General features: G+C 69.3%; 17 protein-coding genes. 6 read left to right on the top strand and 11 right to left on the bottom strand.

All coding sequences use genetic code 11. The annotated features are described in order from the left end of the window. Nucleotides 1-129 precede the first annotated feature (129 nt). Nucleotides 130-1,080: a response regulator transcription factor gene (locus ACK4LS_RS02175; protein ID WP_409712625.1), complete on the top strand. Its 951-nt coding sequence runs from the start codon at nucleotides 130-132 to the stop codon at nucleotides 1,078-1,080. A 91-nt stretch (nucleotides 1,081-1,171) separates the two neighbouring features. Here the strand turns inward: ACK4LS_RS02175 and ACK4LS_RS02170 are convergent, their stop codons facing one another. Further along, nucleotides 1,172-2,644 carry a glycosyltransferase family 2 protein gene (locus ACK4LS_RS02170; protein WP_409712623.1) on the bottom strand — a complete coding sequence of 491 codons (1,473 nt, stop codon included), beginning with the start codon at nucleotides 2,642-2,644 and terminating at the stop codon, nucleotides 1,172-1,174. 138 nt (nucleotides 2,645-2,782) lie between these two features. Here ACK4LS_RS02170 and ACK4LS_RS02165 point away from each other — a divergent pair, with 138 nt between their 5' ends. Beyond that, nucleotides 2,783-3,868 carry a hypothetical protein gene (locus ACK4LS_RS02165; RefSeq protein WP_409712621.1) on the top strand — a complete coding sequence of 362 codons (1,086 nt, stop codon included), beginning with the start codon at nucleotides 2,783-2,785 and terminating at the stop codon, nucleotides 3,866-3,868. A gap of 16 nt (nucleotides 3,869-3,884) precedes the next feature. Here ACK4LS_RS02165 and ACK4LS_RS02160 read toward each other — a convergent pair whose 3' ends face one another. Then, complete coding sequence (locus ACK4LS_RS02160) at nucleotides 3,885-4,679, bottom strand: fructose 1,6-bisphosphatase (RefSeq protein WP_409712619.1); 795 nt, start codon at nucleotides 4,677-4,679, stop codon at nucleotides 3,885-3,887. 180 nt (nucleotides 4,680-4,859) lie between these two features. On the opposite strand from ACK4LS_RS02160, the gene ACK4LS_RS02155 reads away from it, so the two are divergent. Together ACK4LS_RS02155 and ACK4LS_RS02150 are read left to right on the top strand one after the other, a co-directional pair. After that, complete coding sequence (locus ACK4LS_RS02155) at nucleotides 4,860-6,527, top strand: sensor histidine kinase (RefSeq protein ID WP_409712617.1); 1,668 nt, start codon at nucleotides 4,860-4,862, stop codon at nucleotides 6,525-6,527. Continuing rightward, entirely contained in the window at nucleotides 6,524-7,642 is a 1,119-nt protein-coding gene (locus tag ACK4LS_RS02150; RefSeq protein WP_409712615.1) for a hypothetical protein, read from the top strand. The genes ACK4LS_RS02155 and ACK4LS_RS02150 overlap by 4 nt, the downstream gene beginning before the upstream one ends. On the opposite strand, the gene ACK4LS_RS02145 is transcribed toward ACK4LS_RS02150, so the two are convergent. Beyond that, nucleotides 7,643-8,278 (bottom strand): hypothetical protein, encoded by a 636-nt coding sequence (locus ACK4LS_RS02145; protein ID WP_409712613.1) that lies wholly within the window; start codon nucleotides 8,276-8,278, stop codon nucleotides 7,643-7,645. A gap of 77 nt (nucleotides 8,279-8,355) precedes the next feature. Here ACK4LS_RS02145 and ACK4LS_RS02140 point away from each other — a divergent pair, with 77 nt between their 5' ends. Continuing rightward, nucleotides 8,356-10,152 carry a DUF4012 domain-containing protein gene (locus ACK4LS_RS02140; RefSeq protein WP_409712611.1) on the top strand — a complete coding sequence of 599 codons (1,797 nt, stop codon included), beginning with the start codon at nucleotides 8,356-8,358 and terminating at the stop codon, nucleotides 10,150-10,152. 162 nt (nucleotides 10,153-10,314) lie between these two features. Next, nucleotides 10,315-10,881, top strand: a complete 567-nt coding sequence (locus ACK4LS_RS02135) for a hypothetical protein (RefSeq protein WP_409712609.1) — start codon at nucleotides 10,315-10,317, stop codon at nucleotides 10,879-10,881. A 54-nt stretch (nucleotides 10,882-10,935) separates the two neighbouring features. Here ACK4LS_RS02135 and ACK4LS_RS02130 read toward each other — a convergent pair whose 3' ends face one another. The 8 genes from ACK4LS_RS02130 to infA all read right to left on the bottom strand — a co-directional run bounded on the left by ACK4LS_RS02130 (nucleotide 10,936) and on the right by infA (nucleotide 15,731). Beyond that, entirely contained in the window at nucleotides 10,936-11,628 is a 693-nt protein-coding gene (locus ACK4LS_RS02130) for an endonuclease/exonuclease/phosphatase family protein (RefSeq protein WP_409712607.1), read from the bottom strand. Nucleotides 11,629-11,696: 68 nt separating this feature from the next. Further along, nucleotides 11,697-12,554 carry a tRNA pseudouridine(38-40) synthase TruA gene (truA, locus tag ACK4LS_RS02125; RefSeq protein WP_409712605.1) on the bottom strand — a complete coding sequence of 286 codons (858 nt, stop codon included), beginning with the start codon at nucleotides 12,552-12,554 and terminating at the stop codon, nucleotides 11,697-11,699. An 80-nt stretch (nucleotides 12,555-12,634) separates the two neighbouring features. Beyond that, on the bottom strand, nucleotides 12,635-13,177 hold the full coding sequence (gene rplQ, locus ACK4LS_RS02120) for a 50S ribosomal protein L17 (protein ID WP_409712603.1): 543 nt from the start codon (nucleotides 13,175-13,177) through the stop codon (nucleotides 12,635-12,637). 42 nt (nucleotides 13,178-13,219) lie between these two features. Continuing rightward, the gene (locus ACK4LS_RS02115; protein WP_076673725.1) at nucleotides 13,220-14,209 is read right to left on the bottom strand and encodes a DNA-directed RNA polymerase subunit alpha; all 990 of its coding nucleotides are present in this window, start codon (nucleotides 14,207-14,209) and stop codon (nucleotides 13,220-13,222) included. Between the two features lie 174 nt (nucleotides 14,210-14,383). Next, nucleotides 14,384-14,782, bottom strand: a complete 399-nt coding sequence (rpsK, locus tag ACK4LS_RS02110) for a 30S ribosomal protein S11 (RefSeq protein ID WP_013583990.1) — start codon at nucleotides 14,780-14,782, stop codon at nucleotides 14,384-14,386. A 34-nt stretch (nucleotides 14,783-14,816) separates the two neighbouring features. Continuing rightward, nucleotides 14,817-15,191 (bottom strand): 30S ribosomal protein S13, encoded by a 375-nt coding sequence (gene rpsM, locus ACK4LS_RS02105; protein WP_409712600.1) that lies wholly within the window; start codon nucleotides 15,189-15,191, stop codon nucleotides 14,817-14,819. Between the two features lie 143 nt (nucleotides 15,192-15,334). Next, the gene (rpmJ, locus tag ACK4LS_RS02100; RefSeq protein WP_005050492.1) at nucleotides 15,335-15,451 is read right to left on the bottom strand and encodes a 50S ribosomal protein L36; all 117 of its coding nucleotides are present in this window, start codon (nucleotides 15,449-15,451) and stop codon (nucleotides 15,335-15,337) included. Between the two features lie 58 nt (nucleotides 15,452-15,509). After that, nucleotides 15,510-15,731, bottom strand: coding sequence for a translation initiation factor IF-1 (gene infA, locus ACK4LS_RS02095; RefSeq protein WP_013583992.1), 222 nt, complete (start codon nucleotides 15,729-15,731; stop codon nucleotides 15,510-15,512). Nucleotides 15,732-15,746: the final 15 nt, after the last annotated feature.

Raw genomic sequence — 15,746 nt, 5'->3', positions numbered from 1 at the left:
CGGCACCGAGCGCGGCTCGAGGCCCGGTGAGGCCGAGAAATGTGTCAGGATTGCGCTCGTCGCTGTGCGACACCGTGTCTCGGGGGAGAACGCGGGCACGGTCTCGTGCAAGCCGGAAGAGTGGGTGAGATGAGCGACAGCACCGAGCTGCTGAAGACAGCCGTCATCGTCGAGGACGATCCCGACATTCGACACCTCCTCGTCGAGGTCCTCGAATCGGCCGGCTTCTCCACGGTGTCCGTCGGCAACGGCATCGACGGCGTCCGCGCCGTCATCGCGTACCAGCCCCTCATCACGACGCTCGACGTCAACATGCCCGGCATCGACGGCTTCGAGGCCGCACGACGCATCCGCCAGCAGAGCGACACGTACATCATCATGCTCACCGGCCTCGAGGAGGAGGCGGACGTCGTCCTCGGCCTCGGCGCCGGCGCCGACGAGTACGTCGTCAAGCCCTTCCGTCCCCGGGAGCTCCGCGCACGCATCGAAGCCCTGCTGCGCCGTCCGCGCGGGGGCGAGGCGCACGGTCCCTCCGCTCCGCGACAGGACAGCGTGGGCCCGTCGTTCCCGAACGCGCGGGCGGACGCCCCCACTCCCCCGGCGCCCGCTCCGGCTCAGGTGCCGGCGGCGAGCGCGCCCGTCATCGTCCCCTCCTCGCAGGGCCCGGAGCCCCGGAGCACCCCGTCCCGCACGGAGATCGTGCCTCGACCCGCCGCGGGAGACCTGACACCGACCGGTGGCACGTGGGTGGCCCACCGCGATCTGCAGCTCGATCCCGACAGCCGGCTCGTCCGCGTCGGCGGGGAGGAACTGGAGCTGACCCGCACCGAGTTCGACCTGCTGGCGACGCTGATGGAATCCAAGCGGCGCGTGCGCAGCAAGGCCGATCTCACGCTCGTGCTGCGCGGCGAGTCGTACGTCACGAGCTACTTCGTCGGCGAGGCCGACAAGCGCGCCATCGAAGCGCACATGACCAACCTCCGCCGCAAGCTCGGCGACAACCCGGCCAACCCGCGGTACATCGAGACCGTCCGAGGCGTCGGCTACCGCCTGACCTCGGAGCTGCTCGCCGCTCCCTGATCCGCACACGCCAATAACGGATGCCTCGACCCTCCCCAGGGCCGAGGCATCCGTGTCTCTGATGCGTTCGGGCGATCAGATCTGTGGTCCGTCAGACCTTGAAGCCGTGCTGGCGACGGACGAGCTTGGAGAACATCAGGAGGGTCTGCAGCACGGTGACGACGCCGACGATCGGCCACCCGATCCACAGGATCGAGGACTGCACCATCGGGCCCACCATGACCCAGATGACGGCGAGGGCGATGGCCACGGCGATGAGCACGACCATGGGCGTCCAGTGACCGAGACCACCACCGCGCTCCGCCTTGGCCTGCATAGCCCAGTTGTCGACCTTCTTGCGCGAGAGGAAGCGGGTCCACGAGCGCACGAAGTGGCTGATCCGGATCCACATGAACAGCTCGGCGGGGAAGAACAGGATCGCGAAGAGGACGTCGGTGCGGTTGACGTTCTTCATCGTGCGGGCGATGCGCAGGTTCAGGAGCATGGCGATCACCGGGGGGATCAGCCACAGCGGCGAGAAGACGAAGGCGCCGATCGACAGCGATCCCGCCAACAGGGTCAGGAACGCGACGCGCACGAACAGGTTGGTCAGCATCCCGAAGTTCTCGAACCAGCGCAGACGCAGGTTGGGGTGGAACGGCTGACCCTTGGTGTCGCCGCGCTGACCGGGCCACATGAGCTCGATGGCGCCGTACGTCCACTTGACCTGCTGGGCGTCGTACCCGGAGAGCGTCGTCATGCCACCCACGTCGGCGCGGGCGTAGGGGCTGATCTTCGTGAGGTACCCCGCGCTCTTGATCTGCAGCGACAGCAGGGAGTCCTCCACCTCCGAGTCCTTGACCCAGGGGGTGTTCTGGTGGTTCTGCTTCATCGCATCGCGGAGCGCGTTGGTCGAGAAGATCGAGAACTGTCCGCCGAGGACCGCCATGTTGCGGCCGCGGAGCATGTTCTGCAGGTTGAAGGCCGCGAACTGCGTGCGCTGGCCGGCCGTGAGGAAGCGGGCAATGACGCCCTTGATCGGCTTGTCGTCGATCGTGTAGATGGCGGAGATTCCGCCGATGCGGGAGTCCGACACGGCCTCGGTCTCGAGGTACTCCACGGCCTTGGTGTCGGCGATGGTGTCGCCGTCGACGCCCAGAAGGTAGTCGTAGCCCTCGACGAGCGAGTAGCCGTAGTTGAGCGCGCCGACCTTCTTGTCGGGGTTCTTGCCGATGTCGTGGACGAAGACCTCGGTGAACTGCTCGCCGAGCTCGGTGTGCAGTTCGTGGGGGCCGCTGTACTCGGAGGCGATCTTGACCGTCGCATCGGAGGTGTTGTTGACGACCACGTGGATGACGTCGGGAACGCGGGTCTGCGCCAGGAGGGCCTCGATCACGTCGGCGATCGACTCCTCCTCGTTGTAGGCGGGGATGACGCATCCGATGGTGGAACGGTGGACCGACGTGTTCTCGAGGACCGCGGCGAAGTCGTCGGCGAACCCGTGCTCCTCGACGGTCGCCGTCGCCAGCTCGCCGTGGAGGTTGAAGTCCCGGGCTTGCGGGGTGAAGCTGCGCGCATCGGTCATGGCGGTGTCTTCCTGTCGGTGTATCGGCGTATCAGCCGAGTCCTACTCTGGTAGGTTCACCGCAAGGCGACCACCGCGCGCGAACACCGTCCCCGCAAGATTGCCTCAAGATTCGCGACGGGCATCTGAAGGAGACGATTGAGCGTGATCGTCCTCGCCCTCTTCGCCGCCATCGCGGCCGCGGGTGTCGCGCTCACCCTGCTCTTCCTCACGCACGGCCGCCCCGACGACGACCGCGGGGGGCCGCGGGCGGACATGGTGCGTTACTTCGGCATGTCGGCCATCGCGGCGCTGCTGTGCGGCGGGATGAACATGCTCGAGACGGCCGGAGGCGGGAACGCCGCGGCAGCGGTCGGCAATGCCACGAACGTCACCGCGGTCGGTCTCATCTGGGCCGGGGCCCGCCGCCTGAACGGCCGGCGGGCCATCGGCGCCGTCACCACGGGGGCCGGTGGCATCCTGCTCCTCGGGGTGTCGTTCCTCATCCCCCTCGACGACGCGACGCTACTCAAGACCGCCGGTCTCGTCGTCTTCTCCGCCATCGGCGCTCTCGAACTGACGCGACGGCCACTCGGCGAGCTCCCGGGGTCCCGCCTGCTGTCGTGGACGCTCGGCGTCTACGCCGCGTACAACCTTTCACGGCTCGCCGTCGTCGCCGCGGTGGGCGTCGGGCCCCTCGACGGCCGCGGCCCGGTCTCGGCCGAGACCACGGCTGCGGTGAGCGCGGTCGCGATCACCCTCGTCTGCGTCGCCGCGGTCCGCATCGGCCGCCAGCTCGACGACGACCCCGCGCCCGGCACGCGCGCCCACGACCGCGGCTCGGTGCGACGCGAGACCGCGCGTCTGCTCGCGACCACGCAGCCCGTGCGGGTCAGCCTCATCCGTGTTCCCGAGATCGACCTCATCCGCGCCGCCCACAGCACCGAGCGTGGCGAGACGATGCTGCGCACCGTGATGCAAGCCGTCGAGGACGCCGTGCCGGAGGCGGTCACGGGGATGCCGGCTCGGGACACGATCTTCGCCGTCGCCCCCGCTCCGCTGGACACCGAGGAGGTCGAAGACGCCGTGCGAGTGGCCTTCGCCCGCCGCATGCCCGGCATCCAGTACGCCGACGTGCCCGATCTCGTGTTCGAACACCACCTCGTCCGCGATGTCGACGACGTCTCCCTGCTCATGGAGAGCCGCCGACTGCGACCCCGGCAGGATCACTCGAGCTGCGGCTGATCACCGGGCGGTCGAGTCACCCCTGGCCGCTGGTCTGGCCCCACCCCGGCGCGCGACCGGTGCTCGACGAGGGAGCGGTGCCGGTCCCCGCGCTGGCCTGGCCGTCGTCGGCGAAGATCGCGATCGGCAGGTACTGGTACACCGTCTGCTGCGAGAACGACGAGTCGGTGTTCGCCGTCCCCTCGACGGCGACGTTCAGCGCGAACTCGAGCGTGATGCCGTACGTGTCGTTGGGCAGCTGCCGGATGGAGGTGGTGGGCACGAGCAGACCGCCCTGGAAGCTGTTCAGCAGCAGGCCGCGGTCGGAGCGGAGGGTGTCGGAGGGCACGAGGGTGCGGGGGTCGGCGGTGAACTGGAAGGGGTTCGACACCTGCCCTCCGGTCTGCGCGGTCTGCGAGGTGATCGACACGGACGAGACGTACACGCGGCGCTTCTGCGCCAGGACGGCCTTCTCGTCGACGCGGTTGTCGACGACGTTGAGGGCGAAGCCGAACTGCTTCTCGTTCGTCGCCGTCCACTCCATGGTGCGCTTCGGGTCGACCGCCCAGACGTCGAGGCGCACATCGAGTCCATCGGCGACCTCGGAGGTCAGCGAGACCGATCCGTCGTAGGTGAACTGCGAGTCGAAAGGCTTGGCATCCGACGAGGACGCCGGCGCCGGCGTCGAGACGACGACGGACTGCGCGCCGCCCCCCTGACCGGGCATGGAGTTGAAGACGTCGGCGATCTGGCCGCAGCCCGTCAACGTCACGGGTGCGATGAAGGCGAGGGCGACGGCCATGACGGTCGCGCGCGCGCGACGGGTGGTCATGCTCACGGTTTCTCCTGAGGAATCAGCGCTGGGTGCGCAGAGGTCGATAAACGACCATCACGCTGCGGGATGCAGGCCTCAGGGGGAGTCTGACCGGGCGTCGTGACGCGGGTTCACGAGCGGCGAGCAGAGACAGGATGGCGCGCAGAAGACTACACCACTCTCTATACACTCGATGACATGGCATCCCTGCGGAGCGTCCCACCGGTGGTTGCTCCGGCCGGCGGACAAGACGACGACGGCGCGAGCCCGAGTAGTCGCACCCGTTCCGTGTGGCTGCTCCAGCTCGTGCTCGGCGCGAGCGTGGTGATCACGGTCCTGCTGGTGCAGGCCCTGGAGCCGTCGCTCTTCTCACTGTGGTCCTTCTCCTCCGGGGTGGGCGTGGTCATCGCCCTCACCGCCGTCGCCATCGTGGTGCCCTGGCACCGCCTTCCGCGGCCGGCGGTCGCCGCGATCCCCTTCGGCGACATCATCGGCATCGGTCTGCTCAGCTTCGGAACGGACCTCCGGTTCGGCTTCTTCTGGGTGTTCCCCATCATCTGGATCGCCACCCACTTCGCCCTGTCCTACCTCATGTCGGCGCTCGGCACCGTCGGCGTCCTGATCGTCGTCGACGCCACGGTGAATGCGACGGGCCCGGTGACCGCGCTGCGGTTGATCGTGGTCCTGCTGTCCTTGACGTTCATCGCGATCACCTCCTTCCTCTCGGCGCGTCAGACCCGCGCCTTCAAACAGCTCCTCCGCCGCCAGGCGAGTCGTCTGCAGGGCACCCTGCAGCGGGTCTCGGGGCAGGAGCGCCGGGTCTCGCAGATGCTGAACGGCCTCGACACGGGCATCGCCCGCCTGTCGGTCGACGGCGAGGTGCTCGCCCTCAACGACACCTACGTCGCGCTCTACGGTGTCGAACGCGACGAACCGCAGCGCCCGGGTGGGGCCGTGGAGTACGCGACCCTCCGCGGTGAGCCGCTCCCCGAGTCGGAGCGTCCCTTCGCCCGCGCAGCGCGGGGGGAGCAGTTCGACGACGAGCGGGTCTGGCTCTTCGACACCCACGGCGACTGGCACGCCCTTTCGGTGTCGACACGTCGACTGATCTCCTCCGACGAGCCCGAGAGCACGCTCCTCATCGTGCACGACATCACGGCCCTCATCGAGTCGGAGCGCGCCCGCGAGCGCCTCGCCGCAACCGTCTCGCACGAGCTGCGCAACCCGCTGACGGCCATCATCGGTCACGCCGACCTCGCACTCGACGGCCCCGACCTCGACCCCAAGGTCCGCGAGCAACTCGAGGTGATCGCCGGTGCGGGTGAGCGGATGCAACAGCTCATCTCCGAGATCCTGGCGAACTCGCGGAACGTGTTCCGCGACCAAAGCGCCGCGACGACCACCGATGCGAGCAGGATCATCGCCTCGTCCCTGGCGTCCTTCCGCCCGGCCGCGGCGGCACGTCGAGTGAGCGTGATCGACGACCTGCCCGCCACGGCCGAGGTCGTCGGCGACGCCTTCCGCCTCCGCCAGGCGTTCGACAACATCCTCAGCAACGCGATCAAGTACACGCCCGCCGGCGGGACGATCCGCGTCACCGCCGAGGTCTCCCCCGACGACGTCATCCTCCACTTCGCCGACACCGGTATCGGCATCCATCCCGACGACCTCGCCCGGGTCTTCGACCCGTACTTCCGGGCCCAGACCGTCCGCGACAGCGCGACTCCGGGAACGGGGCTGGGTATGGGCATCATCCGCAGCATCGTCGAGGAGCAGGGGGGCTCCCTCTTCCTCGAGAGCGAACTCGGTGCCGGGACGACCGTCACCGTCGTGCTGCCCGTCCGTCAGGAAGACGAGGTCGCGTGATCCCCGACGACGTCCTGTCGAATCTCGGCCTCGCCCAGGCGACCGTGTCGACGCTCGGTACGGTGATGATCATCGGGCTGGGCTTCCTGCATCGCCCCTCCCGATCGGCGCTGTTGTGGTCGCTCGCCTTCGTCCTGGCCATGACGAGCACCTGGGTGTCGGTGACCGGCACCATCCTGGGCGACGAAGCCGTGCGACGCGCGGGTCTCGGTCTCATGCTGGGGGCGCCCGCCCTGATCTGGTCCGGATTCCGCGAGCGCCGCGGTGTCCTCGCCCTTCCCTGGCTCGGCGCGGTGCAGGCCGTCGCGACGGCGGCGATCTTCGTCGCCGTGACCGACGTCAACGCCTACGGACTCGCGTTCCGGCTCGCCTTCGTCGGCGCAGCCGTCTTCGCCGGCCTGACCCTCGTCGAGATGCGCCACGCCGCCGACCGCCTCGAGCGCCTCGCGCTCCCGCTCACGATCGTCTCGGCGGCGTTCGTCGCCCTCGGCGTCGCGATCCTCGTCTCGGGGCTGTCCGCGCCGTCCGGCTTGGGCGACCTCGCCCTTCCCCGCGTGCTGAACGGGTTGGCCATGCTGGTCTATCTCGTGTGCGCGACCGTGTCGCTGCTCTACTTCACGTCGGTCTCGCCCAGCGGACGACGGGCGGCTTCGTCGTGGCCGCATTTCGTCGTCACGGCATCTGACCGCCTGCGCCGAGCGGCCCTGGCTCGCGAGCAGTCCTGGGCCGTCCTCACCGTGAGGTTGGACGACCCGGAGCACCTTCGCAGCGCCGCCGGGGAGAACACCTGGATGCGATTGGTCGCCGACTTCGAGGCGATCGTGGCGGAGTCGTTCCCCGCCGAGGCGGACCTCGGCCGCGCATCGCGCGGCCGCGTCGTCGTCGTGCTCGCCCGCCCCGACTCCGTGCTCCGCGAACACGTCCGCCTCGCCCTGCGGCGCATCACCGAACTCGACGTCTCGGCCTACGTCGACATCCAGCTGTCGGCGAGCGTCGGATGGGTCCCGGCCGAGGCCGCGGGGTACGACCTCGTCCCGCTGATCGCCGCCGCCGATGAGGCGGCCGCGGAGGCGACGCGCCGCGGCGGGGACCGCTGGGAGCGCGTGCGTCTGTGATCAGCCCGCGGGCGTCTCCGCCGTGCCCGCGATAGCGACCGTGAGGGTGTCGCTGGCGGTCTGCTTCGCGAATTCATTCGACGTCGGGGTGGTCTGCACCAGGAACTCGAAGGTGAATTGCAGGGTGACGAACGTCGCTTCCGCCGGCACCTCGCCGACGTTGAAGGTCTGCGAGTAGCTGTAGGGCGCGAGGACGAGGTATCCCGGCGCGTCGGTCTGATCCGTCTGCGCGGAGAGGGGCGCGAAGGACTGCGCGGAGTTGCCCGGAACCGCCGTCATCGTGGCCCGCTGCAGGTACACCTTCTGCCCGTCGTCGGGCGACACGGTGGTCACCATCGACAGGCTGACCGGCTTGAGGGCCGTCGGGGTCCACCGGTCCATCGACAGCGTCGACCAGTAGTCCACGGTGGCGCTCACGGCTCCGGCCGTGAGCGGACGCTGCGTCGACCCGCTCGAGAGATCGTTGCGGACGGGCTGCGGTGCCACGCTGATCGAGGGCGACGGTGCCGCCGAGGCCGTCGCCTGCCCCCCGCCCTGCGCCCACGGCGGAGCGCCGCACCCTGAGAGCGCGAGAGCCCCCGCAACGAGCATCGCCGCACCACCGAACGTCGCGCCGCGCCTCGTTGCGAACCCCATGCGTCCTCCCCCGGATCCTTTCCCCCAGTGTAGGTGCCCGGATCGGCCACCCGTCGCGGCCCGTCTAGGGTTTCGGCGTGATCGACTCCCGTGCCTCCCGGCCGTCGCGCCGCGCTTCTGCGATCTTCTCCTGGTCGATGCTCGCGATCCTCGTCCTGGGCGCGGGCGGTGGTGTCTGGATCGGCATCCGCGGCGCGCTGGCGCGCGATCATCTCCTCGCCGCGCAGGCGACGGTCGCGGCGGCGGGTCTCGACCTCGGCACCCCGTCCGAGGCCGTGGAGCGACTCGCGCGGGCGTCCCCCGACACGGCGATGGCGCGATCGCTCACGAGCGACCCCGTGTGGGAGGCGGCCACTCTCCTGCCCTGGGTCGGCCCGCAGCTCGCGGCGGTCGGCTCGACCGCCTCCGCCGTGGACGACGCCGTCACGGGTGCCGCTGCGTCGCTGGAGGCCGCGGCCTCCGCGATGTCGCCCGCGGCGCTGCGTCCGGTCGACGGAGTCGTCGATATCGCTCGGATCGCCGCGGCCGCACCCGCCGCCGCCGAGGGCGCGACACGTCTGCGCGCAGCCGCCGAGCGGGTGTCGGCGATCGACCGCACCCCGCTGCTGGGGACGCTCGCCGAGGCCGTGTCGTCCGCGGCCGCGCAGCTGGAGGCGGCGGCAGACGCCGCGGATGCGGTGCAGCGCGCGACGAAGTTGATCCCGCGCATGCTGGGCGCGGACGGACCCCGCTCGACCCTGGTCCTGTTCCAGAACAACGCGGAGTGGCGGTCCTTGGGCGGCGTGGTCGGGGCCGTCGCGCAGCTCGACGCCCGAGACGGTCGCCTCTCCCTGACAGCCCAGGGATCCAGTGCCGACTTCGTCGCCTTCGCCGACGACCCCGTGCGCGCTCTCCCCGACGACGTGCGCGAGATCTACGACACCCGACCGGCGCGTTACATGCAGAACACCACTCAGGTGCCGGACTTCGCCGTGGGCGCCGCCGTCGCGCGAGACATGTGGGAGAGGGTCCACGGCGCTGCCGTGGACTCCGTGCTCGCCGTCGACCCGGTCGCCCTGTCGTACCTCCTGCGGGCGACGGGGCCCGTCACGTTGCCGTCCGGCGATCAGCTCACCGCCGACGACGCCGTTTCCCTTCTGCTCGACCAGGTCTACCGCCGTCACGCTGATCCGCGGGATCAGGATGCGTTCTTCCAAACGGCATCCGCGTCGGTCTTCCACGCCCTCTCGGACGGGCGCGCGGATCCCTCCGCGCTGGTCGAGGCGCTCGCGAGGGCTGGGGCCGAACACCGTCTCCTGCTCTGGAACGCGGATGCCGACGATCAGGCCATCCTCGCCGGCACGACGATTCAGGGCGCCCTGCCCGAGTCCGACGCCGCGCACAGCGCGATCGGCGTCTACCTGAACGACGGCACCGGCTCCAAGATGGACTACTACCTCCGCCCCTCGATCGCCGCCGCGTGGTGCAGCGACGCCACGGCGCGGGTGCACGTCGAGCTGCGCGACGAGGCCCCCGACCCCAGCGCGCTTCCTCCGTACGTGACGGGCGCCGGAGAGCACGGCGTCCCCGTCGGGGAGACGTTGACGGGCGTGTACGTCTATCTCCCACCCGGGGCCGAGGTCATCGACCACCGCACCGCCTCCGACCATGACAGCGCCCCGGCGTTCGCGGCGGGGACGCACGACGGACGCCCCGTCCTGAAGTGGTCGGTGCGGCTGAGCCGAGGTCGGTCCGCCTCCCTCGACCTCGACGTCAGGATGCCGTGGACCCCGGGCCTGGACATCGTCGCGACGCCGACTCGCGACCCCCATGACGCGCCTCGGATCGGGACCTGCTCCGGCGAGGGTGGCGTCGTCCACACGGATCCCTGGTGAAGTCCGCGGCTGGTGCACGTGAAAGAGTCCGGCGCTCCCCGTGCCGCGCTCGTCCGCTCCAGCAGACTTCGGGAAGGAGCCGTCCACACCTGAGGACGCGGGCCGTCACGCACTCCGTCATGCGGCCTCCGGCTCGACCACGCCAAGCAGATGGGGCACACCATGAAGACCACGATCGTCCGGGCCGTCGCCGCGCTCTCCCTCGCCGCAGCCGCGTTGCTGACTCCCACGACCGCGAACGCCTACACCGATCCGGCCGTCGTCCTGGTGACGCCGTCGGTCCCCGTCGCCGGCGGCGTCGCGACGTTCACCACGGCCAGCGCCGCGTTCCAGGGAGACGAGGAGGTCCTCGTCTCGGTGACGGGTGCCGCCGCGAACAGCGTCACGCTGGCATCCGTCGCGGTCGAGACGAACACCTCCCTCCGCTCCCGCGCGGCCGGCGGCTTCCTGAACACCCCGGTCCGCTTCCCCGCGAACGCGAAGGGGCAGTACACCTTCACCTTCACGGGTGTGGAGAGCAAGGTGGTTCTGCACGCCGGCGTCACGGTCGGCGAGCCCACCGCCGTCGTCGGCGCCCCCACCGCGCCGGCCAACGGCGGTCTCGCCGTCACCGGATTCGACGCGGGCAGCACCACCGGCCTGTGGCTCACGGGCGGAGCACTCGTCACGGCGGGTGCCGCCGTGGCCATCGGTGCGATCGCACGCCGGCGCCGTTCCTCGAAGGCGTAATTCTCGAACACGGGAAGGGGGGACCGTCTCAGGACGGTCCCCCCATCCCGTGTCTCAGCCGGTTGCTCCCGTGCGGGGCTGCGTCACCTCAGCGGTGACGAGAATGGGCAGATGGTCGCTCTGGCCCTGCGGAAGCGTCTTGATGTGGGCGATGTCGAAACCCACCGACGTCGCGAAGTCGTAGTGACCACGGAAGAACCGATATCGCGTATAGGTGCGGGTGTCACTGAGCGTCAACTCGTATCCCTGGTCGCGCACCTTCTGCCCCAGGTTCTCCTTGAACACCGGGTAGTTGTAGTCGCCGACCATGAGAGCGGGGAGACCGGGCCCGAGGTTCTGCAGCTCGCTCAGAGCCGTGCGGATCTGGTGTCGCCGCAGCGAGTTCAGCGCGGTGAGGGGTGCCGCGTGGAACGATGCGACGATCACGTCGCGGCCGTGGTCGATGTCGCGCAACTTCACCCCCAGCATGCGCTCTTCGGCGGGCTTGAGCACGTAGTCGTGCAGCGACTTCTTGAGGCCGATCGCCCGCACATCCTCCGCGCGGAAGGTGTTCTCCCGGTAGTAGAGCGCGAGCCCGAGGCGGTTGCGCTGAGTGGCGTCGGCGAGGCGGAGCCCGCCGATACGCTCCGGGATGTCCGCGGCGTCGCACTCCTGCAGGCAGAGCACGTCCACCTCGTGCTTCCCGACGAGCGCGTCGAGCTCACCGGCGGCGCGGTGCTTGTTGAGGTTGTACGAGATGACCTTCATGGCGAGAAAAGCCTACGTCCGGTGATGATGTGCGCCGTGAGGGGTTGCGAACTCCCACCGCGGACGGATCAGGATGCCGTGTCCTCGGCATCCCGTCGGTTGCGTGTCTGCTCCGCCCGTGCGGCCAGCAGGTCGTCGGCGGGATAGCCCACCTCGGCGAGCACGAGTCCACGTGCGGCGAGGACCTTCGTCTCGGGGATGCGCAGGCGCGCGTCGCGGACCGCGACGACGTCGTCGACGGGGATCCGGCCCTCACCCACGGCCACGCACGCCCCCACGAGCGCGCGCACCATGCTGTGGCAGAACGCATCAGCGCGGACATTGGCCACGAGCACGCCGCCGGCGTCCCGGCGCCAGTCGTACTCGAGCAGCGTGCGGATGGTCGTCGCTTCTTCGCGCGCCTTGCAGTAGGCCGCGAAATCGTGGAGGCCGATGAGGCGACCCGCTGCGGCATCCATCGCCTCGACGTTCAGAGTGGAGCGCACCGTCGTGGTGCGGAGGCGGTCGAGCGGGTCGTACCCGGTCGCAGCGTCGGCCAGTCGATAGCTGTAGCGACGCCACACCGCTGAGAACCGCGCATCGAACCCCTCCGGCGCCAGCGACGTGCGCCGTACGGTCACGTCGGGATAGGTGCCCAGAACACCGCGGAGACGACCGGCCAGGGCCCCGATCGCGTCAGCCTCATCGTCGTCTCGGCGTCGCCGCGGCAACCTGCTCGACTGGTCGTCATCGAGATCGACGTGGGCGACCTGCCCCGACGCGTGCACTCCCGCGTCGGTCCGTCCTGCGACGACCAGGCGCGGTGCTCCGCCGACGATCCGCGCGAGGGCCCCCTCGAGCTCTCCCTGAACCGTGCGGAGGCCGGGCTGGCGCGCCCATCCGCGGAAGTGGGTGCCGTCGTAGGCGATATCGAGACGGAGGCGCACCCCACCAGCCTACGAGCGATGTCGGCGCAACGACGACGCCCCCGCCCGAAGGGGCGGGGGCGTCGTGCGATCGAGAAGGCTCAGGCCTTGGCGTCGTCCTGGACGGCGTCGTCGGCGGCGGCCTCGGCGGCCGCCCCCTCCTCGGGCGACTCGGCACCGGCGTCGGCATCCTCGTCGTTCGAGGTCTCCTCGGCGGCGGGCTCCTCGGCAGCCGGCGCAGCGGCGGCAGGGGTCGCAGCGGTCTTGTTCGAGGTCTTCTTCGCCACCGGCTCGAGGACGAGCTCGATCACGGCCATGGGGGCGTTGTCGCCCTTGCGGTTGCCGACCTTGGTGATGCGGGTGTATCCGCCGTCACGCTCGGCCACCAGGGGCGCGATCTCGGTGAAGAGGGTGTGCACGACCTCTTTGTCGCCGATCACGCTCAGCACGCGACGACGCGCGTGCAGGTCGCCGCGCTTGGCGAAGGTGATGAGGCGCTCGGCGAGCGGACGCAGGCGCTTGGCCTTGGTCTCGGTCGTCTTGATGGACTTGTGCGTGTAGAGAGCTGCCGCGAGGTTCGCGAGAAGCAGACGCTCGTGGGCCGGGCCGCCTCCGAGGCGGGGACCCTTCGTGGGCTTAGGCATGTCGTGTTACTCCAGTGGAAGGTTCGGTCGGGTCCGACGGGGTCAGACGGTCTCTTCGTCGTAGCCGCTGTAGAACTGGGCGCCGTCGAAGCCGGGCACCGAGTCCTTGAGCGAAAGGCCGAGGGAGGTGAGCTTGTCGCGCACCTCGTCGACCGACTTCTGACCGAAGTTGCGGATGTTCATCAGCTGCGTCTCGGAAAGGGCGACCAGCTCCGAAACGGTGTTGATGCCCTCGCGCTTGAGGCAGTTGTACGAGCGGACCGACAGATCGAGGTCCTCGATCGGCATCGACAGCTCGTTCGAGAGGACGGTCTCGACCGGCGCGGGGCCGATCTCGATGCCCTCGGCCTCGACGTTCAGCTCGCGGGCGAGACCGAACAGCTCGGTGAGGGTGCGTCCGGCCGAAGCGACGGCATCGCGCGGGGCGATCGACGCCTTCGACTCGACGTCGAGGACGAGCTTGTCGAAGTCGGTGCGCTCACCGGCGCGGGTCGCGTCGACGCGGTAGCTGACCTTCAGGACCGGCGAGTAGATCGAGTCGATCGGGATCTGACCGGCTTCGGCGTACTCGTTGCGGTTCTGCGTCGCCGAGACGTAACCGCGACCGCGCTCGATGGTGAGCTCGAGCTCGAACTTCGCGGTGTCGTTGAGCGTCGCGATGACCAGCTCGGGGTTGTGCACCTCGACACCCGCGGGAGCGGAGATGTCGGCGGCGGTGACCTCACCGGCGCCGGTCTTGCGCAGGTACGCCGTGATGGGCTCGTCGCGCTCGCTCGAGACGACCAGCTGCTTGATGTTCAGGATGATCTCGGTGACGTCTTCCTTCACGCCCGGGATGGTGCTGAACTCGTGCAGCACGCCGTCGATGCGGATGCTCGTGACGGCCGCGCCGGGGATCGACGACAGGAGGCTGCGACGCAGCGCGTTGCCGATCGTGTAACCGAAACCGGGCTCCAGCGGCTCGATGATGAAACGGCTGCGGAACTCCCCGATCTTCTCCTCGGTCAGAGTGGGACGCTGTGCGATGAGCACTATGTGTTCCTTTCGATCACGTGCCCGCTATATGACACGTGTAATGGGGTGAGGTGTTGAGTTGTACTCGCGGGATGCCGCGCGCCCTCGACGGGGCGTCACGGCATCCGGAAGTCTGTGTCGCGTGATCGCGACGTTCCCGGGGAGTGAGAACACTCCCCGGGAACGAATGCGTCAGACGCGGCGGCGCTTGGGCGGACGGCAGCCGTTGTGGGCCTGCGGCGTCACGTCCTGGATGGAGCCGACCTCGAGGCCGGCCGCCGTGAGCGAGCGGATCGCGGTCTCGCGACCCGAACCCGGACCCTTCACGAAGACGTCGACCTTCTTGACGCCGTGCTCCTGCGCCTGGCGAGCCGCCGACTCCGCGGCCATGCCGGCGGCGTACGGCGTCGACTTGCGCGAGCCCTTGAACCCGACACCGCCGGACGAAGCCCAGCTGATGACGGCACCCGAGGGGTCGGTGATCGAAACGATGGTGTTGTTGAACGTCGACTTGATGTGGGCCTGACCCACGGCGATGTTCTTCTTCTCCTTGCGGCGCGGCTTGCGCGCGGCGGACTTGGCCTGTGCCATGTGCGGTTCTCCTGAATCCTGCGCCGGCGGAGGCCTAGCGCGCCTTCTTCTTGCCGGCGACGGTGCGCTTCGGGCCCTTGCGGGTGCGAGCGTTCGTCTTCGTACGCTGACCGCGCACCGGGAGGCCGCGGCGGTGGCGCAGGCCCTCGTAGGAACCGATCTCGACCTTGCGGCGGATGTCGGCGGCGACCTCGCGACGGAGGTCACCCTCCACCTTGTAGGTGCCTTCGATGTGGTCGCGCAACGCGACCAGCTGGTCGTCGGTGAGGTCCTTCACGCGGACGTCCGGGCTGATGCCGGTCGCGGTGAGGATCTCGACGGAGCGGGTGCGACCCACGCCGTAGATGTAAGTAAGTGCGATCACCACGCGCTTGTCGCGCGGGATGTCGACGCCGGCGAGACGTGCCATGCGGCTCTCCTCAGAGTGTCGTGGAGGTGTGGAGCAGGATCGGTGCTCGGGCCTCCGACCCGAGGTGTCCCCCACCGGCTCGCGCCGGTGGGATCTGATCCTGCCGTTGTGTATTCAGTTGGAGGGATTCGAACTGGAAGAGATCAGCCCTGGCGCTGCTTGTGGCGCGGGTTGCTCTTGCAGATCACCATCACGCGCCCGTGGCGACGGATCACCTTGCAGTGGTCGCAGATGGGCTTGACGGAGGGGTTGACCTTCATGATGTTCCTGTTTCGCTGTCTTCGATCCGCGGATGCGGTCGTTACTTCTCGGCCGGGCTCAGCGGTAGCGGTAAACGATGCGACCGCGGGTGAGGTCGTACGGGCTCAGCTCGACGACGACTCGGTCTTCGGGGATGATGCGGATGTAGTTCTGCCGCATCTTGCCGGAGATGGTGGCGAGCACCTTGTGACCGTTGGTCAGTTCGACACGGAACATCGCGTTGGGCAGTGCCTCGGACACCGTGCCCTCGATCTCGATGACACCGTCTTTCTTCGCCATATACTCGCTCACGCT

This window comes from Microbacterium sp. (genome assembly GCF_046295495.1).
In the GTDB taxonomy this organism is placed as follows: Bacteria; Actinomycetota; Actinomycetes; order Actinomycetales; family Microbacteriaceae; genus Microbacterium.
Note: the sequence above shows the minus strand (reverse complement) of the source record. Positions and strands in the feature narration are given on the sequence as shown.